30 protein-coding genes are annotated in these 25,737 nt (G+C 51.4%); 20 read left to right on the forward strand and 10 right to left on the reverse strand.

All coding sequences use genetic code 11. The features are described from left to right. Positions 1-299: 299 nt before the first annotated feature. On the reverse strand, positions 300-548 hold the full coding sequence (locus tag IPI86_RS11960; RefSeq protein ID WP_345298239.1) for a hypothetical protein: 249 nt from the start codon (positions 546-548) through the stop codon (positions 300-302). Between the two features lie 636 nt (positions 549-1,184). Between IPI86_RS11960 and IPI86_RS11965 the strand changes: the two genes are divergently transcribed. From IPI86_RS11965 to IPI86_RS11975, 3 genes are all read left to right on the forward strand, one after another. Further along, positions 1,185-1,313: a hypothetical protein gene (locus IPI86_RS11965; RefSeq protein WP_345298240.1), complete on the forward strand. Its 129-nt coding sequence runs from the start codon at positions 1,185-1,187 to the stop codon at positions 1,311-1,313. A gap of 857 nt (positions 1,314-2,170) precedes the next feature. Further along, on the forward strand, positions 2,171-2,695 hold the full coding sequence (locus IPI86_RS11970) for a hypothetical protein (protein WP_345298241.1): 525 nt from the start codon (positions 2,171-2,173) through the stop codon (positions 2,693-2,695). Positions 2,696-2,941: 246 nt separating this feature from the next. Further along, entirely contained in the window at positions 2,942-3,163 is a 222-nt protein-coding gene (locus IPI86_RS11975) for a hypothetical protein (protein ID WP_345298242.1), read from the forward strand. Positions 3,164-3,812: 649 nt separating this feature from the next. Here IPI86_RS11975 and IPI86_RS11980 read toward each other — a convergent pair. The 6 genes from IPI86_RS11980 to IPI86_RS12005 all read right to left on the reverse strand — a co-directional run bounded on the left by IPI86_RS11980 (position 3,813) and on the right by IPI86_RS12005 (position 6,588). Beyond that, entirely contained in the window at positions 3,813-3,947 is a 135-nt protein-coding gene (locus IPI86_RS11980; protein WP_345298243.1) for a hypothetical protein, read from the reverse strand. Further along, positions 3,944-4,561, reverse strand: a complete 618-nt coding sequence (locus IPI86_RS11985) for a hypothetical protein (RefSeq protein WP_345298244.1) — start codon at positions 4,559-4,561, stop codon at positions 3,944-3,946. The genes IPI86_RS11980 and IPI86_RS11985 overlap by 4 nt, the downstream gene beginning before the upstream one ends. Positions 4,562-4,634: 73 nt before the next feature. Continuing rightward, the gene (locus IPI86_RS11990) at positions 4,635-4,841 is read right to left on the reverse strand and encodes a hypothetical protein (RefSeq protein WP_345298320.1); all 207 of its coding nucleotides are present in this window, start codon (positions 4,839-4,841) and stop codon (positions 4,635-4,637) included. Between the two features lie 150 nt (positions 4,842-4,991). Next, the gene (locus IPI86_RS11995; RefSeq protein ID WP_345298245.1) at positions 4,992-5,165 is read right to left on the reverse strand and encodes a hypothetical protein; all 174 of its coding nucleotides are present in this window, start codon (positions 5,163-5,165) and stop codon (positions 4,992-4,994) included. A gap of 170 nt (positions 5,166-5,335) precedes the next feature. Continuing rightward, positions 5,336-6,238, reverse strand: coding sequence for a hypothetical protein (locus IPI86_RS12000; RefSeq protein ID WP_345298246.1), 903 nt, complete (start codon positions 6,236-6,238; stop codon positions 5,336-5,338). Continuing rightward, positions 6,238-6,588: a hypothetical protein gene (locus IPI86_RS12005; RefSeq protein WP_345298247.1), complete on the reverse strand. Its 351-nt coding sequence runs from the start codon at positions 6,586-6,588 to the stop codon at positions 6,238-6,240. Before IPI86_RS12005 ends, IPI86_RS12000 begins: the two co-directional genes overlap by 1 nt. A gap of 208 nt (positions 6,589-6,796) precedes the next feature. On the opposite strand from IPI86_RS12005, the gene IPI86_RS12010 reads away from it, so the two are divergent. From IPI86_RS12010 to IPI86_RS12055, 10 genes are all read left to right on the forward strand, one after another. Further along, positions 6,797-7,225 carry a tetratricopeptide repeat protein gene (locus tag IPI86_RS12010; RefSeq protein WP_345298248.1) on the forward strand — a complete coding sequence of 143 codons (429 nt, stop codon included), beginning with the start codon at positions 6,797-6,799 and terminating at the stop codon, positions 7,223-7,225. Next, positions 7,222-8,004 (forward strand): hypothetical protein, encoded by a 783-nt coding sequence (locus IPI86_RS12015; protein ID WP_345298249.1) that lies wholly within the window; start codon positions 7,222-7,224, stop codon positions 8,002-8,004. The genes IPI86_RS12010 and IPI86_RS12015 overlap by 4 nt, the downstream gene beginning before the upstream one ends. Positions 8,005-8,012: 8 nt before the next feature. After that, a complete protein-coding gene (locus IPI86_RS12020) occupies positions 8,013-8,357 on the forward strand; it encodes a DUF4377 domain-containing protein (RefSeq protein WP_345298250.1) in 345 nt (114 codons plus the stop codon). Positions 8,358-8,518: 161 nt separating this feature from the next. Further along, positions 8,519-8,977 (forward strand): MarR family transcriptional regulator, encoded by a 459-nt coding sequence (locus tag IPI86_RS12025; RefSeq protein ID WP_345298251.1) that lies wholly within the window; start codon positions 8,519-8,521, stop codon positions 8,975-8,977. Beyond that, positions 8,974-9,306, forward strand: coding sequence for an SDR family NAD(P)-dependent oxidoreductase (locus IPI86_RS12030; protein WP_345298252.1), 333 nt, complete (start codon positions 8,974-8,976; stop codon positions 9,304-9,306). The genes IPI86_RS12025 and IPI86_RS12030 overlap by 4 nt, the downstream gene beginning before the upstream one ends. Before the next feature lie 41 nt (positions 9,307-9,347). Further along, positions 9,348-9,839, forward strand: coding sequence for an SDR family oxidoreductase (locus IPI86_RS12035; protein WP_345298321.1), 492 nt, complete (start codon positions 9,348-9,350; stop codon positions 9,837-9,839). A 12-nt stretch (positions 9,840-9,851) separates the two neighbouring features. Further along, a complete protein-coding gene (locus IPI86_RS12040) occupies positions 9,852-11,813 on the forward strand; it encodes an ABC transporter ATP-binding protein (RefSeq protein WP_345298253.1) in 1,962 nt (653 codons plus the stop codon). After that, on the forward strand, positions 11,810-13,813 hold the full coding sequence (locus tag IPI86_RS12045) for an ABC transporter ATP-binding protein (protein WP_345298254.1): 2,004 nt from the start codon (positions 11,810-11,812) through the stop codon (positions 13,811-13,813). The genes IPI86_RS12040 and IPI86_RS12045 overlap by 4 nt, the downstream gene beginning before the upstream one ends. Positions 13,814-13,931: 118 nt before the next feature. Beyond that, positions 13,932-15,056, forward strand: a complete 1,125-nt coding sequence (locus IPI86_RS12050) for an acyltransferase (RefSeq protein ID WP_345298255.1) — start codon at positions 13,932-13,934, stop codon at positions 15,054-15,056. A gap of 69 nt (positions 15,057-15,125) precedes the next feature. Then, on the forward strand, positions 15,126-15,638 hold the full coding sequence (locus IPI86_RS12055) for an NUDIX domain-containing protein (RefSeq protein ID WP_345298256.1): 513 nt from the start codon (positions 15,126-15,128) through the stop codon (positions 15,636-15,638). 15 nt (positions 15,639-15,653) lie between these two features. On the opposite strand, the gene IPI86_RS12060 is transcribed toward IPI86_RS12055, so the two are convergent. Both IPI86_RS12060 and IPI86_RS12065 read right to left on the reverse strand, forming a co-directional pair. Further along, entirely contained in the window at positions 15,654-15,896 is a 243-nt protein-coding gene (locus tag IPI86_RS12060) for a hypothetical protein (protein WP_345298257.1), read from the reverse strand. A 76-nt stretch (positions 15,897-15,972) separates the two neighbouring features. After that, on the reverse strand, positions 15,973-18,426 hold the full coding sequence (locus tag IPI86_RS12065) for an endonuclease MutS2 (RefSeq protein ID WP_345298258.1): 2,454 nt from the start codon (positions 18,424-18,426) through the stop codon (positions 15,973-15,975). A gap of 50 nt (positions 18,427-18,476) precedes the next feature. Between IPI86_RS12065 and IPI86_RS12070 the strand changes: the two genes are divergently transcribed. The 5 genes from IPI86_RS12070 (at position 18,477) to IPI86_RS12090 (ending at position 21,524) form a co-directional block, all read left to right on the forward strand. After that, complete coding sequence (locus IPI86_RS12070) at positions 18,477-19,250, forward strand: glucose 1-dehydrogenase (protein WP_345298259.1); 774 nt, start codon at positions 18,477-18,479, stop codon at positions 19,248-19,250. 118 nt (positions 19,251-19,368) lie between these two features. Then, entirely contained in the window at positions 19,369-19,524 is a 156-nt protein-coding gene (locus IPI86_RS12075; RefSeq protein ID WP_345298260.1) for a Flp family type IVb pilin, read from the forward strand. A 166-nt stretch (positions 19,525-19,690) separates the two neighbouring features. Further along, complete coding sequence (locus IPI86_RS12080) at positions 19,691-19,846, forward strand: Flp family type IVb pilin (protein ID WP_345298261.1); 156 nt, start codon at positions 19,691-19,693, stop codon at positions 19,844-19,846. A gap of 140 nt (positions 19,847-19,986) precedes the next feature. After that, the gene (locus tag IPI86_RS12085) at positions 19,987-20,850 is read left to right on the forward strand and encodes an alpha/beta hydrolase (RefSeq protein ID WP_345298262.1); all 864 of its coding nucleotides are present in this window, start codon (positions 19,987-19,989) and stop codon (positions 20,848-20,850) included. A 17-nt stretch (positions 20,851-20,867) separates the two neighbouring features. Continuing rightward, on the forward strand, positions 20,868-21,524 hold the full coding sequence (locus IPI86_RS12090) for a haloacid dehalogenase-like hydrolase (protein ID WP_345298263.1): 657 nt from the start codon (positions 20,868-20,870) through the stop codon (positions 21,522-21,524). Between the two features lie 91 nt (positions 21,525-21,615). Here the strand turns inward: IPI86_RS12090 and ppc are convergent, their stop codons facing one another. Next, positions 21,616-24,318: a phosphoenolpyruvate carboxylase gene (gene ppc / locus IPI86_RS12095; protein ID WP_345298264.1), complete on the reverse strand. Its 2,703-nt coding sequence runs from the start codon at positions 24,316-24,318 to the stop codon at positions 21,616-21,618. Positions 24,319-24,384: 66 nt separating this feature from the next. Here ppc and budA point away from each other — a divergent pair, with 66 nt between their 5' ends. After that, complete coding sequence (budA, locus tag IPI86_RS12100) at positions 24,385-25,128, forward strand: acetolactate decarboxylase (protein WP_345298265.1); 744 nt, start codon at positions 24,385-24,387, stop codon at positions 25,126-25,128. A 52-nt stretch (positions 25,129-25,180) separates the two neighbouring features. After that, the gene (locus IPI86_RS12105; protein WP_345298266.1) at positions 25,181-25,672 is read left to right on the forward strand and encodes an SHOCT domain-containing protein; all 492 of its coding nucleotides are present in this window, start codon (positions 25,181-25,183) and stop codon (positions 25,670-25,672) included. The last annotated feature ends 65 nt before the right edge of the window (positions 25,673-25,737 follow it).

Here is a 25,737-nt window from a genome sequence, read left to right on the forward strand (position 1 = left end):
TCCATCCTCGGGTCAATTTGCTTTTCTGCCGATTGCGGCTTTCTTTGTGAATGAAGAAATTCGACCCTTTACCGCCCATCGCTTGCCATCATGTGATCCTGACGGATACGCTGCTGGCCACGTGGACTCGGCATTCATCACATCAACAATATTGCGTTCTACGAATTCTCTCGGCCCATGCGCCAACTGGTGCCAGAAAAGAACATTGTTCTTTCTGGTTCTTCCTGAACATTTATGCGTTGCACGGCTGAGTGTTTGGTGGTGTGGGGTCTTTATACTTGGGGTTCTTGTATGCGCAATTATTTTTGGGATTTCTTCTCTGCTGCATTTATCATCGTTGCGACAATATCTTTGGTACAGACTGACGGAATATCTTTCAATGGTGTGTTGCTGCAAAGGGTTGCAGGGCAAATCTGCGGAAGACAGCCTGCCATCAGCGCGAAGCTATTCTGGGATAAATTACGTTTGCCGCGGAACGGATTTGGAAAGCGCCAGATTGGCGCGAAAATATCAATACGGTCCTCGAACGACTCAGAAAAACGATCCACGCCTCGCATACCTACCTGTTCGAACATCACAGCGGACCCAATAATGAGCCGTTGGATTCGATAACTTGAATGGACCCGCGCCCCGGATAATCCAAGCGACCTGAACTAACCCCAATTTCAAAACTCACCCCCTTTGGATGACGAAGCTTTGAACATTATCAAACAGACTTTGATGGAGTGGACAACCGTTGTCAGGAATACATCTTCGTTCCTTCCCTTTAGAGACAGGAGTATTTTTCTGCGTTGAGGATCAAATCCATTTTGGAGGTTCCCTTTCCGTAAATGGACCAATGGTAGGGCACGATCGGGTTCGATGATTTCGAAAAGGAGCAGGATTGGAGATTTTGCGGAGGTGGATACGCTCCAAGATCGATGGTGGCATACTCAGTGCGGCGATCCAGCCCGAAAAGCTGATTAAGCCTTAGGGTCTAAGGAACGGTCTATCGTCAGGCGATTGAAGCGGCGGGGCTGTTCCTATTATCAGGATTATGCGTCCAAAACCGCTTAACCCTTTTTACATTCGTCGGGGAATTGAGCGAATCGTTGTTACCCTGCGGAGAATTCACCCCCAGGTATGGAACAAGATCGCAAAGGAAGTATTCCGCTTGGGAAGAGGGTTGCCGGTGGAAGATATGGTTGACGCGGTTCACGAGGAACGATATTCCGTGCGTAGCGATCAAATATCCGCGTGATTTGCGGGCGGGGAAAGAACGCTGGTTGAATGACAGTGCCGTTGAGATGTTCGATGAATCCGATGTGTCGTAGCCCCTCCATCGGTATTCTTCCGAGATGTGACGGACGCAAGCTGGCTGAATTCAATTTTGAGGAAGCTGAATCATGCTCAAGCCATTACCTTCTCTGCCCGAGCGGTTTTAGAAGGCGGCCAATTGGCTGAAGAAACCATCAATGTAGTTCTGGAAGAAGCGGCAGGAATTTAACTCTTCGCATGCCTATTTATTCCAAAAAACACAACGGACAAGCAATCAGATCGTTTCATCCATGATCCATGGTGGACTGCGTCGGGCTTAGGCTCGACCTCGATCGCGGAGTTTCAAAATGCCGCCGAACTCGATGGGATTTGACGTCTCTACGAGATTCTGGATAGCGGCGAGCCGCTGGTGGGAACCTTGCATCTTTTTCAAGTCAGAGAAAAGACTGCTGCGTTCCATAAACGTGGCTGCACTGCTAAATTTGAGGTCATTGTAAATAGAACATTGGGGCTACGCTGGCGTGGATGATATCCACCATGAACGCGAATGGACATCCATGGAAGTGGATGTGATCAAAGTGGCAACGCAGAGTTTTGGGCGCCGCCATTGAACATAGTTGAATGATGATGGTTAAAACACGAACTGATGGAACGTAAACGCGCCGAAATAGCGCTGCGATTCTCAGAAGAAAAAAATTTTCCAGAGCCTTTCATACCACACCATGCTGATGACCATAGAAAATCAGGAGGGTCGTTTCATCGATGCGAACAAAGCATTTTTGGGATACCTTTGGGTTGGAGCGCGAAGCTGTGATCGGATATGGCGCTTCCGAGCTTGGCATCTTTCAAAGCGCGGAGAAATGTATTCATTGCGCAGGAATATCAGGAAAAGGTGTCCTGAAGGAGTTTGAAATTGGATCAGTCGAAAATCTGGGTGGAGGCGGGATCGCCGCTGCTCTCCAACGAAAAATTCCATGTGGAAGATGCTGTCTACATACTAACCTCCGCACTCGACATCACAGACCGCAAACGGGCGGAGGAGGAGCGTGCAACGAGACTCATCGCCGACTTGAAGGTTAAAATGCCGAGGCAGGAAACCATTCGTGAAACGACTGCAATTGTGACTTCCACTCTCGATGTTTCGGAAACCGTGCAGCGTATTCTCGAACAGCTCAAACGTGTGGTCAGTTACGACAGCGCCTCGGTCTGGCTATACAACGGAGAGGTTGCCCAGCTTATGGGCGGGATCGGTTTGCCCGATCTGACCGAGGAAGATCGGATATATCGCGTTAACAAGGAAATGGAACCTGATTACATTTTCTGGACGCAGGAACTTCCCTATGTGTTGATCGACGATATCAAAAGGACTTTCCCAATTCCCCGATTTCCTGCATGGCTGGCTTCCCGTCCCACTCAAGGCACGTGGAAAATTGGCTAGCTTTGTGCGTTGGACGGCCGCAAAGTGGATCAGTTCACCGAGCGCGATGCCCAACTTGCTGACCTATGCCAATCAGGTTTCCATTGCGTTGGAGAATGCGCGTCTTTTTCAGATGTGCAGGGAGTCAATTGGATGAGCGCCAGAAATTGATCAACGAGTTGGAAAACAAGAACAGCGAACTCGAACGGTTTTACCTACACGGTTTCGCATGACTTAAAATCCCATTAGTCACCATTGGCGGTTATCTTGGTTATCTCGAAGGATGCCCTTTCTGGAAAAACAGATCGCCTCAAGCTTGACCTACTGCGTATTCAGGAAGCGGTCCGCAAGATGCAGACTTTGCTCAACGAACTGCTCGAACTCTCGCGCATCGGACGCATGGTAAATGCATCGCAAATTGTTCCGTTCGATGAACTGGTTCGTGAAGCCATGGAAATCGCCGTGGGCAGATCGAGGCAGATCAGGTAACGATTCTGACTCAGCCCAGGCCTGCCAACCGTATATGGAGATAAACCACGCCTTGTCGAAACCCTGCAAAACCTGATCGATAATGCCGCCAAATACATGGGCAGTCAACTCAACCCGCTGATTGAGATCGACCAGCAAGGCGAAGAGAATAGCTTGTTGATTTTCTTCGTCCGCGATAATGGCATGGAGCATCGAAGCCGCACACCATGAACGCATCTTCGGCCTTTTTGAAAAGTTGGATAATAAATCCGAAGGCACAGGCGTGGGGCTGGCCCTGGTAAAGGATCATCAAGTCCATGGAGGCAGGATCTGGGTTGAGAGTGTTCAGGGCAGGGATCCACTTTTATTTCCACACTGCCCAAGCCTGATAACGCCTGATTCTTTAATTACCAGAAGTGCTGAGTTCGCGGAGTTCGTCTCCTCAAGCTCTGCATTGGAGATATAAAATCACCGCGAAGATTTTCGCGGGTGATTTTGTTTTATACTACGCTTTCGGCAACTGTCTTTCCGTATCCATCAGCGCTTTGACCATTTCCATATTTCTGCCTTCGGCATATACACCAATACGGGCTCCGTGCCCGAAGGGCGGATCAACAACCACGGTCGTCGGCCATGATGTATTTCACGCCGTCACGTTGACTGATCTCATTCACTTTTGTCCACCGATTTCCTTCGGCGCTTTCTGGGTGAGGAACTCGGTCATTTCAGCTTTGGCGACAGGACGGCTGAGGCGCAGGTCAACGCGCTCGTACAAAGCAGGGCCCGACATCTGCCAGCAAATCATTCACCATCTCGAACAACGATTTCTTTGCCTCGGCGATCATTTCCACGAGCAGCAAGCCCATGATGGGGCCCGTCGCCTTCGGGAATGTGCCCTTTGAAAGAGATGCCGCCCGATTCCTCGCCGCCGATGAGCACATCTTCCTTCATCATATGGTCGGCAATGTGATTAAAGCCCACAGGGGTTTCGTGAAGTTTCAAACCGTAACGCTTTGCAAGACGGTCGATCATGCGTGTGGTCGAAACCGTGCGGACCACGGAACCTGTCCAGCCGCGTTTTTCAACGAGATATTTCAAAGATAAAGCCATGATCTTGTGCGGGTCGACGAAATTTCCGCGCTCATCCATTGCTCCGATACGGTCTGCATCGCCGTCGGTAACGACACCGAAATTACCCATACCCGAACTGACTGCGCTCGCCAGCGGCAAGATATTTTGCAATGGGTTCAGGGATGAACGCCGCCGAAGCCAGGATTCATCTCGCCGCAATTTCGGCGATCTCGCAACCCGTGCCCTGCAAAAGGATTTGATGACGCCGCGTCCCGAACCATACATCGCATCCACAACAAAACGCTGGGGATTATCGGCAATGATGTCGGTGCGGATCAGTTTTGCCAAATGCTCGAAATAAGGGCTGGCAGCGGATTGAATTTCTGGATCAGGCCCGCATCACGCGCCTTGTTGAAATCCATCAGGTTGGGGCGCGCGCCTGTTCTTCATTGTCGTTGATATACACTTCCACGCGGCGGCATTGCTCGGGCAGAGCCGAACCGCCGAATGCGCCCTTGAGCTTGAGTCCGTTGTAACGCGGAGCGTTATGAGATGCGGTGATCATGATGCCTGCAATGGCATGTTGATGCTTTACCGCAAAAGAGATCGCAGGGTGGGTGAATCGGATTGAGCGAGGAACACAGTGAAGCCGTTGGCAGCCAGCACGCGCGACTTCTCCCGCAAAGCGGTCTGAAAGAAAGCTGTGTCATAACCGACTACGATCTTCTTTTTGTCGGGCCATTTTCGCCGTTTGTGGATTTATCCCAGTGATCGGATGCTACTGCATCTGCGATAGCCTGGTCACGATGCGCAGGTTATCAAATGTAAAGCTGTCTGAGATGACGGCACGCCAGCCGTCGGTTCCAAAGTGAATGGGCATGTAGAGGTCTCCAAAGGATGGTGGATGAAAGATAAAGGATGAACATAAGGCGGGGATTGATTCATCCTTCATTCCTCATAGTTCATCCTTGTTTTACGGGGCGGGTGTGATCCCGATTTCGGGGGTAGCGGAAGGTTCGAAGTTTGGTTCGGGCGTGGCGTAGCTGACCACCGATTCAAGCAGCCAGCCTTCGATTTTCTGGTCATCACGAATGACGTAAACGTGCAGCCAGGTGATGCCATCTACCAGACGGAAGTCGGGGTAGATCTCGACGACCGTGCCGTTATCGAGGTCATCAAATATTTTCCGTTGGGGGTTTGGCGCAGGTTCGCGCCGCCGCCTTCATCAGCGCTGATCGTGCCTGCGATGGTTTGCAGTTCAACTGTCGCTGTGATGGTCGGTATGGATACAGCAGTGGAAGTGGCAGCCGGGGTTGAAGAAGTCTTTGTGGGAGTGGCTGCGGGCTTTGTCGCCGTAGCGGCGGTTGTGGCGGTGGATGTATTCGCGGCGTCTTCTTCTGTGGAGGTGGCGGATGTGGTCTCATCCACGGTTGGCGTGCTGGATGGTTTTGTAGTGCTTGAAGGGCGGGAAGTGTTCGTTGTTGTTGCTGGCAGGCTCAGGGTTAAAGAAGGAAGCGCTGTGGGTTGAGTCGTAGATGTGGGGGTGGCGGTATTGCTGTTTGCGGTGTGGTGAGCGGGAAGCCGTTTCCCATCAAACTGAAAAGGGTTCCAGAAAACCAAAAGCATGATTCCACTGAGGATGAGTCCGCGTGTTGAGGGACGAAGTTTTAATGCAAGCAGGGTCAGGAGGCCGAGAATGCTGGCGAGCATGAAATGTGTTGCGAAGACGAGAATGCCCTGCGGCCAGATGCCATCCACACCGGAGCCGAGGCCGAAGCCACCTGCATTGATGGGCAGATAGAATGCATAGGCGATGATGACGCTCGGCAAAAATGGTTTGCTTTCGGAACGTACGAAAGATGCAACAAGCGTGATCGCGCCGATGGCGAGTACGAAGAGTTCCTCGGGCCATAGCCGCGCATGGATAAAAACGTTGGTGAGTGTGATCGGTAAAAAGAGTCGCGCCGCAAAACCCGCAAGCAGACCGCCGATAAAAACAATAACGGCGCTGACGAGCAGGCCCATCAATGTTTGAAATAGAAAGCGGGGTGACCCCGTGAGGCTGGCGAGCAGAAAGCCCCTGGGGTGTCATGAGCGGGGTGACGAGAATGCCCAATAAAAGGATGGCTTGTGAATCGCGCAGGAAGCCCAGCCCGAGGATCGCTCCGCATGCCAGCGAAAAAAATGAACAACTCGATCGATGGATAGGCGCGGCGTGAAAGCTCGGAAATCAGCGCGGCCTGCCCCTCTGCATCGGTGGGGATCATGTCGCGACGAGTCGCCCGCCTGCGGCGCGGCCGCGGGGGAAGCGAGTTCATATCTTGTGAGGGCGGAGTTGGCTCGGTGGGGATGATGGGTTCTTCAGATAATGACATATCGGTTCTAAATGTTGCGCCCTGAAATGGTCGAGTGAATCATAATGTTCCATTATACAGGGGATGAATGGAGAGTGGGAGGTGGGAATTGATTTGTCATGGAATTACATGGAGGGTACCAAAGAACCAGTTCCGCACCTTGACGAAATGTTTTCTGAATCATAAAGTTAAGGTTGAAGCGGGTAAATTTATTTCAAGGATGGTAACCATGTTGGATGGTTTCTTCAGTTTGCGCTGCCCTGATTGCGGGGAGAAAATAAAAGAGGAGGAAAGGTATTGTCCGCACTGCGGGATAGATCTGGATGCGCCGATCGCACCCACCGAAAGAGGCCCGGGCGACAATGAGAACAGTCCCGCCCGACAGCATTTCAAAGCTGCACAGAAGGGATATGAAATTACCACAGAGGCAGGCTTGCGCGATGCGCTCATCAATTGCGACCTGGCGCTTCAGTATGACCCGAATTTTGCCGATGCCCACAACCTGCGCGGATTGGCCCTCGATGAGATGGGGCGGATCGAAGAAGCCATTGCGGCCTACCGCAAAGCACTGCAATTGAATCCCGACCTTGGCGAAGCGCGCATCAATCTTGAAGATGCAGAGGCAGAATTAGCCAGCCAGTCTGTGCCTGAACTTTGAATCAATCCATCGGTTTCATCGAAGAAGGTGAGCCGCAAAGCAGCGGCTCTGGAAAATATATTATGTGGATACTGGCGGCATTGATGGTCTCTTACGCGTTGCTTTTTGGATTTACCCAGATTCAAAAATTCGCCAATGCCTACCTGCTGCCAAAGACCACGGTCGTGTTTATTTCCGATGTGCCTGACGGCGTCACTGTGGAGCAGGCAGACCTTGAAAAAGCCGCGCAGGTTCTTTCAGAACGCAGTGAACGGCTTGGGTATTCCAACGTCACATTTGAAGTTTCCACGGCTGGTGAGATCGTGGGGATGATTCCTGTCACTGTGGATGCTGTGAAATTTGCCGAACAGGTGGGTGATGTGGGGATTTTGGAGTTCGTGGATTTTGGCGATAGTCCCGTATTGGCTGGAGATATCGTCCGCACGGACCTGGATAGCAAGTATCTGCCGCAAGTTGACGGGCAGGAGTGGCATACCGTGATGTCGAACGAAGGTATTTTGGCGGCAGAGGCGCATCGCGCTCAGATTGGCAATGAGTTCCAAATCGGCTTTGCACTCACCACGGAAGGCACGCAGATCTTTTTGGACTATACCTCCAAAAACGTCGGTAAATTTCTCGGGATCGTTTTAGACAAGGTGGTGATCTCGGTTCCGCGCATCAACCAGCCGATCACCGATGGGCAGGGATTGATCTCGGGAGCCTTCACTGAGAAAGAGGCGCAGGAGTTGGCGGTCATATTGCAGACGAAACCACTGCCATTCCCCGTGCGGCTACGATAGAGGATTTCATGAAAAAGATGTTTTTGATTTTGACGCTTGCCATCTGTTTTGCCGTCCTTTTTTCGGCGTGCAGTGACGGCTCGCAAACCAGCACGAGAGAGATCACCCTGTTCGTCGGTCCGCAGCAGGTGGATTGTCCGAGCGGCCCGCAGGGGAAATGTCTTCAGGCGAAGTATTCGGCAGACGACACCGATTGGATAAATTTCGGCGATGTCATTTATGGCTTTGAATGGGAAGCGGGGTATGAATACGAATTACACGTCCAGGTCACCGAGAGCCAGCCGAAAAATTCCGATTTTATCTTTCTCTCGTTCGAGTTGATTGAAGTGGTGAGCAAAACACGGGTGGAATAAGTATATTTGATGCTCGATCAAAGAGACGGTCACCTTCGCGAAATGAGTGACCGTCTCTTTATATTCCCAATTCTCTAATATTTCTCTAACGCAGGCCCTCTTGACGAATACTTAACTCACGTATACAGTTAAGCTCGCTTAACTAAAAAGAAGGCTTAACTATGACTAAACCAGTACAGATCAATCAATCTTTGCGCGCGTGGATGGATGTGTTCATGCACCGCTCCATGCGTGGGTGGAATCAATTCGCCAAATCCACGGGGCTATCGATGCCGCAATTCAGCATCCTGATGCAGCTGCATTACAAAGGCGTATGTGGACTCTCTGAGATCAGCGAGCGATTCGACGTCAGTGCCGCGGCTGCCAGTCAACTGGCGGAAAAGCTTGTGCAGAGTGGATACCTTGAACGCGCTGAAGATCCCAGCGACCGCCGCGCTAAATTGCTTCGTCTCTCGAGTAGCGGTGAAAAGCTGGTGAGTGAAGGCATTCAGGAGCGTTACCGCTGGATGGATGAAGTCACCTCAAAATTGAGCACTGAAGATTCCGCAAAAGTAGCAGAGGCATTAAATATTCTTACAAATGCCGCCCGCGAAATGGACACAAGAAAAGGAAACACATGAAGGATATGGTTTTGAAAGATAAAGTTGCCGTCATCACAGGCGGATCACGTGGGTTGGGCCTTGCCATCGCGCAGACGTACGCCCGTGCAGGCGCGAAAGTGGTCATTGCCTCGCGCACGCCTCACGCCGTGGGCCTGGCAGTTGATTCGCTTCGAGCAAGCGGGTACCAAGCGACAGGCTTAGCCTGCGATGTGGCCGATATGGCTCAAGTGGAGGCACTTGTCCAACATGCCATCCAAACGTTCGGCAGAATGGATATTTGGGTTAACAATGCAGGACTCTCCGCACCGTATGGTCCCACTGTCCATATTCCCGCAGGGATTTTATAACCGTTATCAATACCAACATTATCGGTACTTACAACGGATCAATTGTTGCCATGCGCCATTTTCTCGCGCAGAAAAGCGGAAAGTTGATCAACCTGCTTGGGCGCGGTGACAAAGGCTCCATTGCTTTGCAGAACGCATACAGTTCCAGCAAAGTTTGGGTGCGCAACTTTACAAAGACCCTTGCAAATGAATACAGAAACAGCGGTGTGGACATCTTCGGTTTCAACCCTGGATTGGTGAGAACGGAAATGCTCAGCAACGTCCACGCGGTTGTGGGCTATGAAGAGCAGATGAATCCGCTGCGATTTGTAGCCATGCTTTGGGGGAATGATGCCGATGTTCCCGCCGAAAAAGCCTTGTGGCTCGCCTCCCCCGCTACTGATGGAAAGAACGGAACCATGGTCACGGTCTTGACTAAACGGATGATGCTTTCCCGTTTGATCGCCCTGCCATTCCGTAAATTATTACACCGCTCCACCGAATTGCTGCCTCTTAATGTTACATCTGTTAAATCAGCGATCAGCGGAGATTAGGAAAGGAATCTTATGCAAGCAACTCAATTAAGAAAAATAACCCAGCGCCGTCCTGAGCGGACAAAGTCCAAGGGCGGCATGGGACGCGCGATCAAATATCTGACCAGTTACAAACGTCAGGCTGCGCTTCCCTATTTATTTCTCATCATTGCCACGCTTTCACAACTGGCCGTGCCGAACATGATCCGCCGCGTCATTGATGCGGTGACCAGCGGCTATATTGCCGACCAGATCCTGGGCGCGTTGGAAAAGATCCCCGCCGGGTTTGTCGGCGCGGCAGTACCCAAGATCCTGGATGTGATGCAGTATCCTGCCGAATGGACGGCAGACCAGCTCAAGGTCCAGTTGGAGGCGGATTTCAATAATGCGCCGCAACTGCTGATCAACGCCATCGTCGCCATTCTCGTCTTCGCAGTCCTGCGCGGCGTCTTCGCCTTTTTGCAGGCATATTGGGCCGAGAAAAATTCGCAGGCGGTTGCGTATGATCTGAGAAACGATCTGTATTCCAAGATCCAGACGCTTTCGTTTTCATATCACGATAAGAACCAGACGGGACAGTTGATGATCCGCGCCACAGACGACGTAGAAAAAGTGCGCCTCTTTATCGGGCAGGGGCTGCTTCAACTCGTCGGGGCATTCATCCTACTTGTTGGAACGATCATCATTCTGTTCTCGACGAATGCTCCGCTCGCCTGGTCGGTGATGCCGATTCTGCCTGTGGCGCTTGTGTTGTTTGTCTTCTTCGCGGGCGCAAGCCGACCGATGTTCGCGCAGGTGCAGCAAAAACTTTCAGCATTGAATACGGTCTTGCAGGAAAACCTCGCGGGGATCAAGGTCATCAAGGCATTTACGCGCGAAAGACAACAGCAGGAAAAATTCAAGGCGCGCGCCGATGACACGATGGAACAAGCCATCAAACTTTCACGCTTGTTCACCTTTATGTTCCCGCTTGTGTTCATGATCGCGAACCTCGGTCAGGCCGCCATTTTGTATGTGGGTGGCAAGGCGATCATGGCGGGGACGTTGAGTCTCGGCGAATGGCAGGAATTCTCGATGTATTTGATGTATCTTTTCATGCCGATCATGATGATGGGCATGATCATCACGCAGTTCGGCCAGGCATCTGCATCTGCCGACCGCATCTTTGAGATCCTCGATGCCAAGAATGACATCACCGACAAACCCACTGCAAGCAAACTCCCTGCAGTGACTGGCAATGTTAAATTTGAAGATGTCACCTTCCGCTATTTTGGCGGCGGCGACCCTGTACTTTCCAATGTGACCTTTGAAGCCAAATCAGGCGAGACTATTGCGTTGCTCGGCGCGACAGGTTCAGGCAAGACGACCATTATTAATTTGCTGCCGCGCTTCTATGACCCGACCGAAGGCAAGATCACCATTGACGGTCACGATCTGCGCGATGTGACTCTCGAATCATTGCGCTCACAGATCGGTATCGTACTCCAGGAAACCACCCTGTTCAGCGGAAGCATCCGTGACAACATTGCCTTCGGCAAACCCGATGCCTCACAGGAAGAGATCGAAGCCGCCGCACAAGCTGCACAGGCACATGACTTCATCATGTCCTTCCCTGAAGGCTATAACACTCATGTTGGCGAACGCGGCACAACCTTATCTGGCGGACAAAAACAACGCGTCGCCATTGCCCGTGCCCTGCTGCTCAACCCGCGCATTCTCATCCTCGATGATTCAACTTCATCCGTTGACCTGAACACCGAAGCCGCCATTCAAAGCGCGCTCGATATCCTCATGAAGGGACGCACCTCCTTCGTCATCGCACAGCGCATCAGCACCGTGATGAATGCCGATAAAATCCTCGTCCTCGAAAAGGGCAAGGTGGTTGCGATGGGCAAACACGCAGACTTACTGGAAGACGATCCCATTTACGCGGAAATTTATAACTCACAGATCTTGGCTCACGAACATGAACATGAAAAGGAAGGTGCATTATGATGCACGGACGCGCAGGTGAATTTTTGAAAGGGGAAACCAGCAAGCCGCGCAATGTCAGCGAGACCCTCGCGCGCCTTGGCGGTTACTTTGGCCGCTTTTGGTTCATGCTGACTCTTGCTGTGCTCTTCGTCATCACAGCCACATGGACTCAAGTGACCAGCCCCGAATTGATCGGACAGGCGACGGACTGTTTCCTCGTTCCCAGCGGAAGCAACCCCTTCGCTTCATTCGCACCGACAGAGGCTTCTGAAACCCAAACAGAATCTTCCTGTTGGCTCGCTTCAGACCCTGCCACCCTCACAGGGAGACAATTATTCCTGAACAAACTCTACGCGACGGGCGGCTACACTCTCCCCGATATTGCCACGGCGACGGTCGAACAGCGCACCGAGGGTTTGGTCCGCTTGATCGTGTTCATTGTCATCCTTTTTGTAGCAGGCTCCCTGCTCAACGGCTTGACCTTCTTCACCATGTCGTGGACAGGCCAGCATGTGCTTCGTCAAATGCGTGTGGAAGTGTTCGAGCAGCTGCATCGCCTCTCGCTCAGCTATTATGCCGAGCATGAAGCAGGCGACCTGATGAGCCGTATCACCAACGATACATCCGCCATTGAACAGGCATTCTCGTTCGCGCTGGTCAATGTGTTCAGCGGAATCCTGCTGTTGGTCTGGGTATCCTACAACATGATCACGGCGAACCTGCCTTTCGCTTTGTTGTCACTGATCGTGGCGCCGCTCATGTTCATTGCAACCTTTTACTTCTCCGAACAGGCGCGCAAGGCATTTAGAAAATCGCGCGAAGAGATCGGCAACGTCAATGCCGAATTGCAGGAATCCATTGCGGCCGTGCGTGAAGCACAAGCTTTCAACCGTGCGGATGAAAATATCGAGAACTTCAAGGAAGTCAACGCCGCCAACCGCGATGCGAACGTACGCGCGGTTTCGTTTACTTCCGCACTCGCACCGGCTTTGGAAGCATTGTCTTATGTCTCGCTTGCCATCGTCACTGGGGTGGGTGGATGGTATCTGCTCAAAGGCGGAACCTTCCTCGGCTCTGCGGTCACGCTCGGCCTGGTCGTGACCTTCCTCGCGTACGTCCAGCGCTTCAACCAGCCGATCCAACAGATCGCCGTGTTGTGGACGAATATCCAGAACGCCATCGCAGGCGCGGAGCGCATCTTCACCATCATCGATGAAAAACCCGCTGTGACGGACAAGCCCGAAGCGAAGGATATGAAAGAGATCAAGGGTCTCGTTGAGTTCGAGAATGTTTCGCACGAATATGAAGACGGCGTTCCCGTTTTGAAAGGTGTCTCATTCACCGCGAATCCCGGCCAGACCTTTGCCATTGTCGGCCCCACGGGCGCAGGCAAGACGACCATTATCAATTTGCTCCCGCGCTTTTACGATGTGACCGAAGGCTCCGTCAAAATTGACGGCGTGGACGTGCGCGATGTGAAAACAGAATCCATCCGCAGGCAGGTTGGCATCGTCTTGCAGGATACCTTCCTGTTCTCTGCATCGGTCTTTGACAATGTCCGCTTTGGACGCCCCGATGCAACCGATGAAGAAGTGATGGCGGCGATCAAACTCGCCAATGCCGATACATTCATCGAACGTCTGCCCGAAAAATATGACACCGTCCTCGGTGAACGTGGTTCAGGGCTGAGCCAGGGTCAGCGCCAGTTGTTGTCCATTGCACGCGCGGCTCTCGCAGACCCGAGAATTCTCATTTTGGATGAAGCAACTTCCAGCGTAGACACAAGAACCGAGCGTCTCATCCAAAAGGCTTTCGATAAACTCCTGAGCGGTCGCACCTCCTTCGTCATCGCGCATCGCCTGTCCACTATCCGTAATGCAGATCAAATTCTTGTGCTGAAGGCTGGACAGATCATCGAGCGCGGCAGGCATGACGAGCTGCTCGAAAAGAAAGGCTTCTACTACGACCTGTACATGAGTCAATTCAAAAAACAGGAAGAATTGGAAGCAGTGACAGCATAATTTTGCAGGGACACGGCAGCGCCGTGTCCCTGCAGTTTTTGTGGTTAAATGGGGTTCAGGAGAACCGCCATGCTGAATCTGAACTCGAAGCCAGCACTGAAAATGGATATTGTGTTTTATGAATGAGCGGGTCAGGGAGTTGGATGGTGTTCGGGGGATTTCGATCATTGTGGTCGTGGCGTTTCATCTGCTCAAGCGGGCAGACTATTTCACCAGCAACGAAACTTTGCATTTCATCACGCGCCTCTCTTCCATTGGCTGGGTGGGCGTGGATATTTTCTTCGTGCTTTCGGGGTTTCTGATCACGTCCATTTTGCTGAGGACGAAGCACGAGAAGAATTATTTCAAGAATTTTTATGTCCGACGATCGCTGCGCATCTTCCCATTGTATTTTGTTTTTATCGCTGTCATTCTTCTCCTGCTTCCCAAACTTGACCCCGATTTCACGCCCGAAATTCCGCGTGCCCTCCCATTTCTTTTGCTTTATCAACAAAACTGGCTGATACTGATCAGCAAAATTCCACTGACCACATATCTTGCGGTCACCTGGTCGCTGGCCATCGAGGAACAGTTCTACTTGATCTGGCCTGCTGTTGTTTATTTTACAAAAAAGGAAACGTTGATAAAGCTTAGCATTGGCGTGATCCTTTTTTCGATCCTCGCCCGTTTGCTGGGAATCCTGTTCTGGGATGATATGTCTCAGGTATCCACGTTCTTTTATTACAATACTTTCACGCGTTTCGAGCAATTGGTCTTTGGCGGCCTGCTTGCTGTTGCGTTTACCGAACCCCTTTGGATTCAGCGATTGAAAAATATTTCCATTCCTTCTTTTTGGGTCGCGTTTGCGGCGTTTCTTGCGTTGTGTTTTACAGCCTATCCCCATATGGTTCCGCTTGATGAAAATATCTGGCTCGTCTTCGGTGGATACACACTGGCAGCGGTCTTTTCAGCGGCGATGGTCACCATTTTGATGACCCATCCTGAAACATCGATGTTTCGCAGGCTGTTTCAGAACAAGCTGCTTATCTTCTTTGGAAAATACAGTTATTCCATTTATCTTCTGCATGTTCCCGTCATCTTGATCCTTCTGGATATGCTCTGGCGGACCCAACTGCGCGGCTGGGCTATGTATCTGGCCTACATCGTTTTGACCTACACCATCACAGTCGTCGGCGCTTTGATCACATGGAATCTGCTTGAAAAACACATGCTTAATTTGAAGAAGTATTTTGAATATCAGTAAGCTTCGCGTGAAGAAATAAAAAATCCACGTTGGTTGGATAATTCGCGGCAAAAAGATCGAGGGAATCCAATGAACATCCTGACCGAAATTCACCGACACGAAAACTTGAACATCCTCGGAAAGGCCGTGTACAGAACAGCCATTCGAGGAGTGGCCTTGCGCGGACGGGAACTGTTGATGGTCCACTCGACCGAAGTTGGCGATTACAAATTCCCCGGCGGCGGCATGAATGAAGGTGAGGAGCATGAACAAGCCCTGCGCCGTGAGATCCATGAAGAATGCGGCATGTCGCTCCTCCATTTTGGACAGGGCATCGGTGCCGTCGTCGAATATATCCGCCCGCAGGAAAAGGATTATGACGTGTTCAAGATGACCTCGTACTATTATCTGTGCGAAGTGGATAATGTTTTTGGCGAGCAAAAGCTCGATGCATATGAAAAAGACTTGGGATTCAAACCCGTATGGCTCGACATCGATGAAACAATACGAGCCAACAAATCATTGCTGGCTCGTGAGCAAATCCCTGGATGGTTGAAAAGGGAAATTTTTGTTCTTGAATATATCAGGCAAAACCTGTTTTGAAATGGTCCGCGCTTTTTATCCCTTGAGTGGCGGAGCATCCTTGTCGTACACGAACACCTGAACGTCCATCCCGTCCTTGTTGAGCAGATCCATTGCGGGTTGAAAGGTCGCATCCTTGATCTTTTGCATATCACCTGCGGGCGCGTATACCGAAAGGCGCGCCTCTTCATCAGACATTTTCGCAACCTTTACTTCCGCGCTTCCGCAAGCGGCTTTGATCGTATCCGTCATTTGTTTAATGGCATCATCAATGGACATAAGAAGCTCCCTGTTATAGTTTAAAAAAATTATATACCATCTTTGAGCAGGTTATGCCGCAAGCCTGACCAATTACCTATCCGCTTTTCAACTTTGCAACGGTCACGCCTTCGCCGCCTTCCTTGTCGCCGCCTTCTTCGAACGAGTTCACGTACTCATGTCCGCGCAAAGCCTCGCGCACGGCCTGTCTCAGCTTGCCCGTTCCTTTTCCGTGAATGATGCGCACGAACGGCAGACCCGAAAGAAATGCCTGCTCCAGATATTTTTCCATTTTGTCGAGCGCGTCATCGGCCATCAACCCGCGCAAATCCACTTCCATGCCGGGAGATTTTGTCGCCGATACAGAAGTCCTCGATCCGCCGTCTGCTTTCTGTTTGATGCTTACAGGCGACTGTTTACTGGCTGTGGATGACTGCTCACCGCCGCCTCTCACCAACTCAGACAGTCTCGCCCGTATGCGCAGGGTCCCGATCTGGATCTCCGCATCCGACTCACCCAAAGCGGTCACAACACCTTCTGCATTCAACGTGCTGACAGTAACCCGCTCGCCCAACTTCCACGACTGATTACTGCCCACTGAGACCTGTTCACTTCTCCGCTCCACCGGCGCTTCCACCTTCTCCTCCATCTGTTCCATTTTCGCTTCAATGGCTTTGATGGCCTGTAAAGGCTGGCTTGCTTTCTTCAATTGACCCTTCAACGAGTCGATATTGCGTTTGAGCACCGCCACTTCCAACTCGCCTTCGGCGCGTGCCTTGGCTAAAGTTTCGCGGCGTTCATCTTCTATCTTTTCAAGTCGCTTTTCAATCTCGCGTGTTTGCGCTTCCAATTTGGCGCGCGCCTTTTCCATCTTTTCGCGTTCGCGTGAAGTGCGGTTACGTTCCTTGCGAATGTCATCCAGCAATTTATCGGCCCGCAGATCGAGCGGATTGATCTCTGCTCGCGCCGATTCGATGATTGTCTGTGGAAGTCCCAGCTTTTGCGCGATTAACAAGGCGTTGGATCTGCCCGGGAGTCCGAGAGTCAGTTTATAGGTGGGGCGAAGCGTTTGAATATCAAATTCCAAAGAGGCATTCACCACACCTTCTGTCGAATGTGCGAAGGATTTCAATTCAGGATAATGGGTCGCAACGAGAGTCATCGCACCTGATTCGAGCAAGTGTGTCAGAATTGCGCGCGCAATGGCTGCGCCTTCCTGCGGGTCTGTGCCTGAACCAAGCTCATCGAAGATGACCAGCGAACGGCTATCCATTTTTTTCAAAATGCGGATGATGTTCGTAATGTGTCCGCTGAATGTGGAAAGCGATTGCTCGATGGATTGTTCATCACCGATATCAGCCCACACCGAATGGAAGCATGGCAACTCCGATCCGCTTTGCGCGGGGACATGCAATCCGCTTTGCGCCATCACCACCAGCAAGCCGACCGTTTTCAGCGAAACCGTTTTCCCGCCCGTGTTCGGGCCTGTAATCACAATGGCGCGCGTGCCAGGCGCAGGGTCTACATCCACGGGGACGACGGTGTTCGGGTCAAGCAGTGGGTGACGGGCATCAATAAGTTTCAAGGTTGTAATGCGTTGTCCTGAACCCGCCGAAGGGTTTAAGGTGGAAGGTTGCGAATCTTTCAACTTTGAACCTGTCACCTTCAACTCACGTAGCAAGGGTTCGCTCGCATGCAACTCGTCCGCATACTTTGCTTTTGCAAAGGCCAGGTCGAGTGCGGCAAGATTCTCCACGCCATATTTCAATTCGGCGGCATGTTCACCGACCTGCGCCGAAACCTCGGCGAGGATTCTTCGTTCCTCGTCTCGTTCGGCAAGCTGCAATTCGCGGATCTGATTGTTCGCTTCCACCACGGGCAGCGGCTCGATGAACAGCGTCGCGCCACTGGAGGATTGGTCGTGAATAATGGATTTGATCTTGCCTTTGAATTCTGCGCGCAACGGAATTACATAACGTCCATCGCGCTGCGTGACGATCGGCTCTTGTAACATCGAAACGGTTTTTGAATCGGTTACATACTTTTGCAGGCGGCTCATCAACCTGTCCTGCGCTATACGCAAATTGCGGCGAATCTCACCGAGCTTTGGCGATGCTGAATCCAAAATCTCGCCGCGGTCTGAGAGAATGCGCGAGATCGAATCCACGAGACCATGTGTTTCGGGCAATCCCATCGCAATTTGTGTCAGGCGTGGATATTCCTCCGTGCGCTTTTCGAATGCCTTCTTGAGCTCACGGCAGGCGATCAGCGTGGATTTGACATCGAGCAGGGCATGCGGATCGAGTACACCACTGCGCGCGGCCAGGTCGGCCTGCGGACGGATGTCGTGTGCAGCGCCGATACCCATGCTATTGACGGAAAGTAATTTGCGCGCTTCGGTCGTCTCTGCGAGTTGGGCGGTTGCCAACTCAAAAGAAGAGGTCGGTTCGAGTGCGCGTGCCAGATCCATCGAAGCGGAGAAATCGCAGAAACCTGCCAGCCGATCGAGGATCTTCGGGTATTCGAGAACGTTGAGAGTCTTGCTGTCCATAATGATGAATTATACTTCGCTAAGCCCCACAGAGCCTTATGGAGAAAATTATGAGACTGAAGAATAAAACGGCAATTATCACCGGCGCGACAAGTGGAATTGGAAAAGCCACTGCGCTTCTTTTTGCAGACGAGGGAGCGGATCTGGTCATCACCGGCAGACGCTCCGGGTTGGGAAAAACCGTCGAAGCGGAATGCAGACAACGGGGAGTCCGATGCGTGTTCGTCGAGGCAGATCATACGAAGCAGGAAGATTGTCAAAGAGTCGTAGATGTCGCCATTAAGGAATTCGGCCGCATTGATATTTTGTTCAACAATGCGGGCATCGTGCCGAAGGGGACGGCCGAGACGACCACCGAGGAAGTTTGGCAGAGGACGCTGGATATCAACATCACGGCAGTCTGGCGGATGAGCAGGCTGGTCATCCCGCACATGCGTGCGCAGGGCAAAGGCGCAATTGTCAACAACGGTTCGGATTGGTCGGTGGTGGCAGGGAAGAATGTAGTTGCCTATGTGATGAGCAAGGGTGCCGTGGCGATGATGACGAAAGCGATGGCGCTTGACCATGCCCGAGAGGGGATTCGCGTGAATGCCGTTTGCCCTGGCGATACCTTTGTAGACCGCTGGCTGGAGACAGGCTATTTCGAGGGCTCCGATCCTGTCACCTTGAATGAGGCGATCGAGGAATCGAGCGCATATATTCCGATGGGGCGTTTTGGCAAACCCACCGAGATCGCCAACGCGGTCCTGTTCCTTGCTTCGGATGAAGCGTCGTTTGTGACGGGGCATTTGCTTTTGGTGGATGGCGGCAACACAGCACAATAATTGTGAATTTTGGCGCGAAAATAGCCCAAATGGGCCAAAACAAACAGGTTGATTTCGGATGTTTTCTCGTTATAATGAAATTGCTTCACCAATTTAGAGGAAAGGAGGTAAAAACCACATGTTATTCTCACCGAAAGAGAAGGGCCAAGGTCTGGTTGAATATGCGCTAATTCTTGTTTTAGTAGCCATCGTCGTTATTGCTGCGCTTATGATTCTTGGACCATTGATCGGTAATGTATTTAGCAAGGTCAACAGCAGCTTGTCCGGTGTATAAACATACCGGGGAAGAAGCAAAAGTTCGTAATTGGGCGGCCAATTGGCCGCCCAAATTTTTTTCATGGGAATGTGTGAGCTAACTGATTTGTTAATTCGTTCAGGTTGTTTTCTTATTATAATAATAGTGCCGTATTTGAATTTTAAGGAAAGGAGGTAAAAATCACATGTTATTCTCACCGAAAGAAAAAGGTCAAGGCTTGGTCGAGTATGCGCTGATTCTTGTTTTAGTAGCCATCGTTGTTATTGCTGCGCTTATGATTCTTGGACCATTGATCGGTAATGTATTTAGCAAGGTCAACAGCAGTTTGTCACGCGTATAGTCAATATTTCAAATATTCAGTTTTTACAAGCGGATTGTTGATTTCAACAATCCGCTTGTATCTTTTATATGCATTGATTGTAACGAACGAAACAATGGCACCGATGCCAGTATAATCATCGAAATTTGAGGAGAAACCATATGGCTCAGCTTATTGCAGGCGAATATGATGTCACTTTGAACGGTGTACAAATCCATTACACGGTCCGCGGAAAAGGTCCGTTGCTGATCGCACATTCTGGCGGGCCAGGTGCGGATGCGCGGGATTGGGATGACTTTGCAAAAATAGACGACTTCGTCACAATCATCGCCATTCATCCGCGCGGCTCGGGTCTTTCTGGACCTGCGGCCGGGGACGCCTATCTGTTGCCTGATTACGCATCTGACGTGGACGCCTTGCGCAGGCACCTTGGCCTGGAGAAAGCGATGTTAATGGGCTGGTCACATGGTGGAATGGTCGCGCTGGAGTATGCGATCCGCTATCCCGATTCGTTATCAAAATTGATCCTCTTCGATACATCCGCTTATTTTGGGGAATTCTTATCCGATGTGGAAGCGTCGGTGCAGGCTTTCAAGAATGAACCATGGTTTGAAGATTCTCTGGATGCGTTGAAGAAGGAATGGGCTGGAGAATACCAAACCGATGAAGACATGGGGCGTTTGTGGCAGCGTGAGAAGAAGTTTTATTTTAAAAAATTCGATGCGCGCGCCCAGGCCTATGCCGAGCGGACAAAAGATACACTGATCAAAATTGCGCCGCTGCGTGTGTTCAATGAAAAAGAAGCCCCCAGCTTTGACCTGCGTCCACAATTGGAGAAGATCAATGTCCCGACGCTTATCATTGTGGGACGGCACGATTTCATCACAAATGTTGAAATGGCAAAGGAAATGGCGGCGCGAATTCCAAATGCACAGATGGAAGTCTTTGAAGAGTCAGGCCATTATGGATTCGTGGAGGAACCAGAGAAGTTTTACAGGGTTGTAAAAGAGTTCGTGGAAAAATAAAACACATTGGAGAAAATATGATCGTCGTATCTGATTTGATGGGTACATTGACCACCGGATCGCCGTTTTTGGGGTTGGTGGATTGGGTGAAGCATAACCAGAGCAAGTTCAGCGCCAATTTGTACATGGCGGCAATCATGCCGTCTTATTTACTTGCGAAGAACGGGTTGATCGACTGGCAGGCCTGGGGACAAAAATTGATGGTGGACAGCCTGTCTTATATCAAGGATGCCGACCCGCAGAAGCTGGCTCAGGTATCTGAGTGGATCGTGGAGCATGATTTTTGGAAGAAGCGCCGCGAGGACGTGGTGGCGCGGTTGATCGCTCATCGTGAAGGTGGGGCGCAGGTTTATATTGCCAGCAGCGTGGTGGAGCCGTTCATTGAGCCATTTGCAAAGCGGATCGGCGCGCAAGTGAGCGGTACGCCCGTGGAAATAAAGAACGGCCGTGTTCAAATGGTGGGCGAGCTGGTTGCGAGCGAAAAGAAACTGGAACAGATCCTGGGCCGCCTCGGTGTGAAGCGCGTGGATTTTGCCTATGGCGATACCGTGTTGGATATTCCCCTGCTTGAACATGCGGAACATCCTGTGGCGGTTTATCCCGATGCGAAGTTGAAATCTGTTGCAGTGGAACGGGGCTGGGAGATCATTGGTGATACGCCCAAAATTGGGTGAACTAGGTAATAGGTGAGAAGTAAATAGAGAATAGAGAAGCCGCGAAGAAAATTTTCTTCGCGGCTTCTCACTTTTTATAACTCGCTTTATCCTACCCCGTATTTCTCAACCCTGATGCAATTCCATTGATGGTGATCGCCATCACTTCGCGCAGGGCGAGGGCTTCGGTACTTTCCTGATCGGGCAGGGAGCGCAGGCGGCGCAGGGTTTCCACCTGGATATAGTTGAGCGGGTCAACATAGGGATTGCGCACCTGCACGGCTTGGCGGGTGGCAGGTTCAAGCTCCAGCAGAGTCGAATGTCCACTGATGGAAAGAACAGCTTCCCGCGTGCGTTCGTATTCGCTGCGAATCGAAGAGAAAATTTCGTTCGCCAGTTTTTTATCCGAGACCAGATCCACATATAAGGCTGAGATATCCATATCTGCTTTAAGCAGGGACATTTCGGTATTGGCGAGCAATGTTTTGAAGAAGGGCCAGCTTGCGTACATTTCCTGTAACAACGATTTATCATCAATGACCGCGAGCCCGGAGCCGAGACCATACCAGCCTGGTAAATTGAAGCGGCTTTGCATCCATGAGAAAACCCAGGGGATGGCGCGAATTTGATTGACCGCACCAGTTTGCGAGCGCGCCGACGGACGCGAGCCGATCTGCAAATGTTTAATTTGGTCGAGCGGCGTGGCCGATTGCCAGAACTCGATGAAGCCCGGGGTTTCATAAACCATCTTGCGATAGGCACGCTGCGCGGCATCTGACATTTGCGACATGGCGCTGCGCCAATTTTTTGAAATGGGTTGATGCGGCAGCGGGGCAGAGGCGAGGATGACAGCGCTGGCGATCTGTTCAAGATGACGATGCGCGAGACCGGGATTCGAATAACGCAAGGCGATGATCTCGCCCTGCTCGGTCAAACGAAACCGACCATTGATACTGCCAGCCGGTTGAGCACGGATTGCGCTGTTGGCGGGTCCGCCTCCGCGCGCGATGGTTCCGCCGCGGCCGTGGAAGATGGTGAGTTTGATATTGTGTTTTTGCGCAACGCGGGTGATCTCTTCCTGCGCTTCATACAATGACCAGTTCGCCATTAAATAGCCGCCGTCTTTGTTGCTGTCGGAATAACCGATCATCACCATTTGTTCATTGTTGTGCGCTGTGAGATGCTCGCGGTAAATTTCTGAAGTAAAAAGAGATTCAAGAATGCGCGGAGCATCCTTGAGATCGGGGACGGATTCAAAGAGTGGCGCAATTTGTGGGATGGTTTTGCACCCAGCCCATTTTGCGAGCAGGAGCACGCTCAACACATCGGACGCGGCGTGAGTCATCGAGATGACGATGGGGCCGAGAAGTTCACTTCCGTACACTTCGTGTGTGCGCCCGATGAGTTGGAACAATGACCAGGTCTCCGCTGTGGCGGACGTGACCCCGGGATGGTTGGAAAGCTGCGGCGCGGATTCTTTGATCAGGCGCGCGAGTAACTCGGTTTTTGAATCGGCGGGCAGGTTTTCAAAATCGGATTCGAGATTCAGGGCACGCAGGATCTCGCTGAGCGCGGCATTGAAGCGGCTTGAGTCTTCCCGAATGTCGAGCCTTGCAGCGTGCAAGCCGAAGATCATCAACTTACGGCGGACATCCTGCAGGTCGTCCTGTGTCAGTTTTTGGGGAATGGCTGTTGCGATCAACTCCAAAGGTTGTGCGAGGTCTTTCACTTCCATGCGGGCATGATAGGCGTAGCTTTGCAGTAAATGAGACTTCATATCTTCGCGCGAGGCTTCAGCCAGGTCAGAGGCCAGCAGAGACAGTACTAAACGATAGGGTTCTGTCACATAGCGTTTTTCGATGTAGGCAATGTGTGGCGGAAAAGGTCTGCGTTTTTCGATCCAATCCATTAAGGCTTGCGGCGGCGGGATGCGGTTGGAACTCACGCTCAAATGGCGTGCCAATTCGTGAAAACTCTTGCGATGATTTTCCACTGCCAGACCGCGATGCAGGCGCAGGGTTTCGGCGGTCACATCTGAAGTGACATTGGGATTCCCGTCGCGGTCGCCGCCGATCCATGAAGCGAGCTTGAACCAGTCCGCGGGGGCGTGCAGGCCTGGGTAATGACGTTCGAGCGCTTTTTCAAGATCGTCATAGATGACAGGGATGGTATTCCAGAAAAACGAGTCGACGAAATACAATCCCGTTTTCACTTCATCGGCTACGGAGAGTTTCGCGGCGCGCGCGCGGTCGGTGAGCCAGAGGAAGGAAATCTCATTGCGCAGCAATTGAATGGCATCTTCCTGTTCGCGCAAAGAGAGTGAACCTGCGCCGATCTGCGTGATGAGTTCAGTGATGCGTTCCATTTTGGAAAGCACAGTTCTGCGGCGCGCTTCGGTGGGATGGGCGGTGAGGACGAGTTCAATGGATAGATTTCCGAGCAGGTCTTCCATCTGTCCGCGGGTGATGCCGCGCTGTTTGAGTGTGGCGATGGCTTCCCCGATGGATTCGTGGATCGGTTCGGGGAATTTTTCGTCTTCGTAACGGCGCAGGATCTGGATGCGCTGATTCTCTTCCGCGCGATTGACCAGATCAAAGTACGCGGCGAACGAAGCGGCGACCGCCCGCGCCTCTTCCGTATTCAGGGAAGAAACTTCCTGTTGCAGGCTCGCCGCGGAAGATACGTCACCGTTACGGCGGGCCTTTGCCAGCGCGCGGATCTTTTCCTCGACCTCAAAAACGTGCGGCGATTCGAGTTCCGAAATGACCTGTCCGAGCAGGTCGCCAAGCAGATGAATGGTTTGTGAAATGTCCATGACTTTTTGTAGTATATCAAATCAGAAGTGTATAATCGTGCCATCAAATTTTGAGAGAGAGTCAAAATGGAACGGACAACCCTGCGAAGAATCAGAAAACGAAAAGCCGATAATAAAGTGTATTTGTGCGCGCCGGTCAACTCGCTGGTGGAGGGGATCTACGAACAGAACATTCCCTTTTACGAGATCAAAAAGCATGGTGATTTTGGCCTCGGCACCTTCAACGATCTCGATGGCGAGATGATGATGGTGGATGGCGAGATCTTCCGCGTTGGGTCTGACGGCAAGGTGAATCAGATCACGGATGAAGAAGTTTGCTCGCCGTTCGCCTGTGTTACGAATTTTCAGCCTTCCGGTGAAGAAACCCTCGAACAGGAAATGTCGTATCCCGACTTCCTGAAATGGATGATCGAATTGATGCCTTCACCGAATATCTTTTATGCCTTCCGCATCACGGGTGAATTCGGATATGTCAAAACGCGCTCGGTGCCAAAACAGGAGAATTATCGTCCGCTGGTGGAAGTGGCGAAGGAACAGCCGACCTTTGAATTTAACGATGTGCATGGCTTGATGGTCGGATTTTACACACCCTCGTTCATGGCTTCCCTGAGCGTGCCCGGCGTGCATCTGCATTTTCTCACCGACGACAAATCCAGCGGCGGACATTTGCTGGAGTGCCGTCCGCGCAAGGTGAAAGTGGAGTTGCAATACCTGTACACACTGGAATTGTCACTGCCATCCAACCTCGATTACCTCACCTGGGATTTCCAGCGTGATATCGGCAAGGATTTGGATAAGGCGGAGAAATAGCTTTATCGAATGTGGAGTGCATCTGCTGCACCATTTTACGGAGAAAAAATCCATGAGAAAACCAAACTGGATGTTGATCGGAATCATGTTTGGCGTCAGTCTGTTTTTGGGATACGCCATTTTCGCGGCGGCCATCGGCGCGTTTTTCCCTTCCATTAACTATCTGTCCAAGCCGTTGTTATGTTCGGGTGAATTTTCGATCGAGACCACACGCTATTCGTACAAGCCCGGACAGGTGGGCTGGCAGCACAATATTTACTGTGATGGCAAAGATATCACTCTGCCTGCCGTTGCCATGACTGGGCTTCTTGTTTCGCTTGCGATCTTTGTCGTCTTTTTTATCCGCTACCGTGAGGCCATGTTCCACTCTGAAGATTTCGGCACGCTCGCAAAAGATACGAAACAGACCAGCAAACCAGCAAAGGGTAAAAAGAGAAAATCTCCACTTGAACGTATGGCTGAGTTGAAGGAAATGCGTGACCAAAACCTGATCTCTGATACGGAATACGAGAGAAAAAAAGCCGAGATCATGGATGAGTTGTGAGTAAGCGAAGCTGAACACTCCTTCAGGACGATGTAGCCATTTTGGTTGAACTGTATAATAAGTCC

It is taken from the genome of Candidatus Villigracilis affinis (genome assembly GCF_016705895.1).
In the GTDB taxonomy this organism is placed as follows: Bacteria; Chloroflexota; Anaerolineae; order Anaerolineales; family Villigracilaceae; genus Villigracilis; species Villigracilis affinis.

Coding starts and splice junctions, on each gene's coding strand:
- IPI86_RS12060 (WP_345298257.1), bottom strand. CDS start 15,896: ATGTCCATTGATGATGCCATTAAACAAATGACGGATACGATCAAAGCC.
- IPI86_RS12045 (WP_345298254.1), top strand. CDS start 11,810: ATGATGCACGGACGCGCAGGTGAATTTTTGAAAGGGGAAACCAGCAAG.
- IPI86_RS11980 (WP_345298243.1), bottom strand. CDS start 3,947: ATGATTTGCTGGCAGATGTCGGGCCCTGCTTTGTACGAGCGCGTTGAC.
- IPI86_RS12090 (WP_345298263.1), top strand. CDS start 20,868: ATGATCGTCGTATCTGATTTGATGGGTACATTGACCACCGGATCGCCG.
- budA (WP_345298265.1), top strand. CDS start 24,385: ATGGAACGGACAACCCTGCGAAGAATCAGAAAACGAAAAGCCGATAAT.
- IPI86_RS12050 (WP_345298255.1), top strand. CDS start 13,932: ATGAATGAGCGGGTCAGGGAGTTGGATGGTGTTCGGGGGATTTCGATC.
- IPI86_RS12025 (WP_345298251.1), top strand. CDS start 8,519: ATGACTAAACCAGTACAGATCAATCAATCTTTGCGCGCGTGGATGGAT.
- IPI86_RS12055 (WP_345298256.1), top strand. CDS start 15,126: ATGAACATCCTGACCGAAATTCACCGACACGAAAACTTGAACATCCTC.
- IPI86_RS12000 (WP_345298246.1), bottom strand. CDS start 6,238: ATGGGCCTGCTCGTCAGCGCCGTTATTGTTTTTATCGGCGGTCTGCTT.
- IPI86_RS12010 (WP_345298248.1), top strand. CDS start 6,797: ATGTTGGATGGTTTCTTCAGTTTGCGCTGCCCTGATTGCGGGGAGAAA.
- IPI86_RS12075 (WP_345298260.1), top strand. CDS start 19,369: ATGTTATTCTCACCGAAAGAGAAGGGCCAAGGTCTGGTTGAATATGCG.
- IPI86_RS11995 (WP_345298245.1), bottom strand. CDS start 5,165: ATGAAGGATGAATCAATCCCCGCCTTATGTTCATCCTTTATCTTTCAT.
- IPI86_RS12105 (WP_345298266.1), top strand. CDS start 25,181: ATGAGAAAACCAAACTGGATGTTGATCGGAATCATGTTTGGCGTCAGT.
- IPI86_RS12080 (WP_345298261.1), top strand. CDS start 19,691: ATGTTATTCTCACCGAAAGAAAAAGGTCAAGGCTTGGTCGAGTATGCG.
- IPI86_RS12065 (WP_345298258.1), bottom strand. CDS start 18,426: ATGGACAGCAAGACTCTCAACGTTCTCGAATACCCGAAGATCCTCGAT.
- IPI86_RS12030 (WP_345298252.1), top strand. CDS start 8,974: ATGAAGGATATGGTTTTGAAAGATAAAGTTGCCGTCATCACAGGCGGA.
- ppc (WP_345298264.1), bottom strand. CDS start 24,318: ATGGACATTTCACAAACCATTCATCTGCTTGGCGACCTGCTCGGACAG.
- IPI86_RS12085 (WP_345298262.1), top strand. CDS start 19,987: ATGGCTCAGCTTATTGCAGGCGAATATGATGTCACTTTGAACGGTGTA.
- IPI86_RS12070 (WP_345298259.1), top strand. CDS start 18,477: ATGAGACTGAAGAATAAAACGGCAATTATCACCGGCGCGACAAGTGGA.
- IPI86_RS12005 (WP_345298247.1), bottom strand. CDS start 6,588: ATGTCATTATCTGAAGAACCCATCATCCCCACCGAGCCAACTCCGCCC.
- IPI86_RS12020 (WP_345298250.1), top strand. CDS start 8,013: ATGAAAAAGATGTTTTTGATTTTGACGCTTGCCATCTGTTTTGCCGTC.
- IPI86_RS12040 (WP_345298253.1), top strand. CDS start 9,852: ATGCAAGCAACTCAATTAAGAAAAATAACCCAGCGCCGTCCTGAGCGG.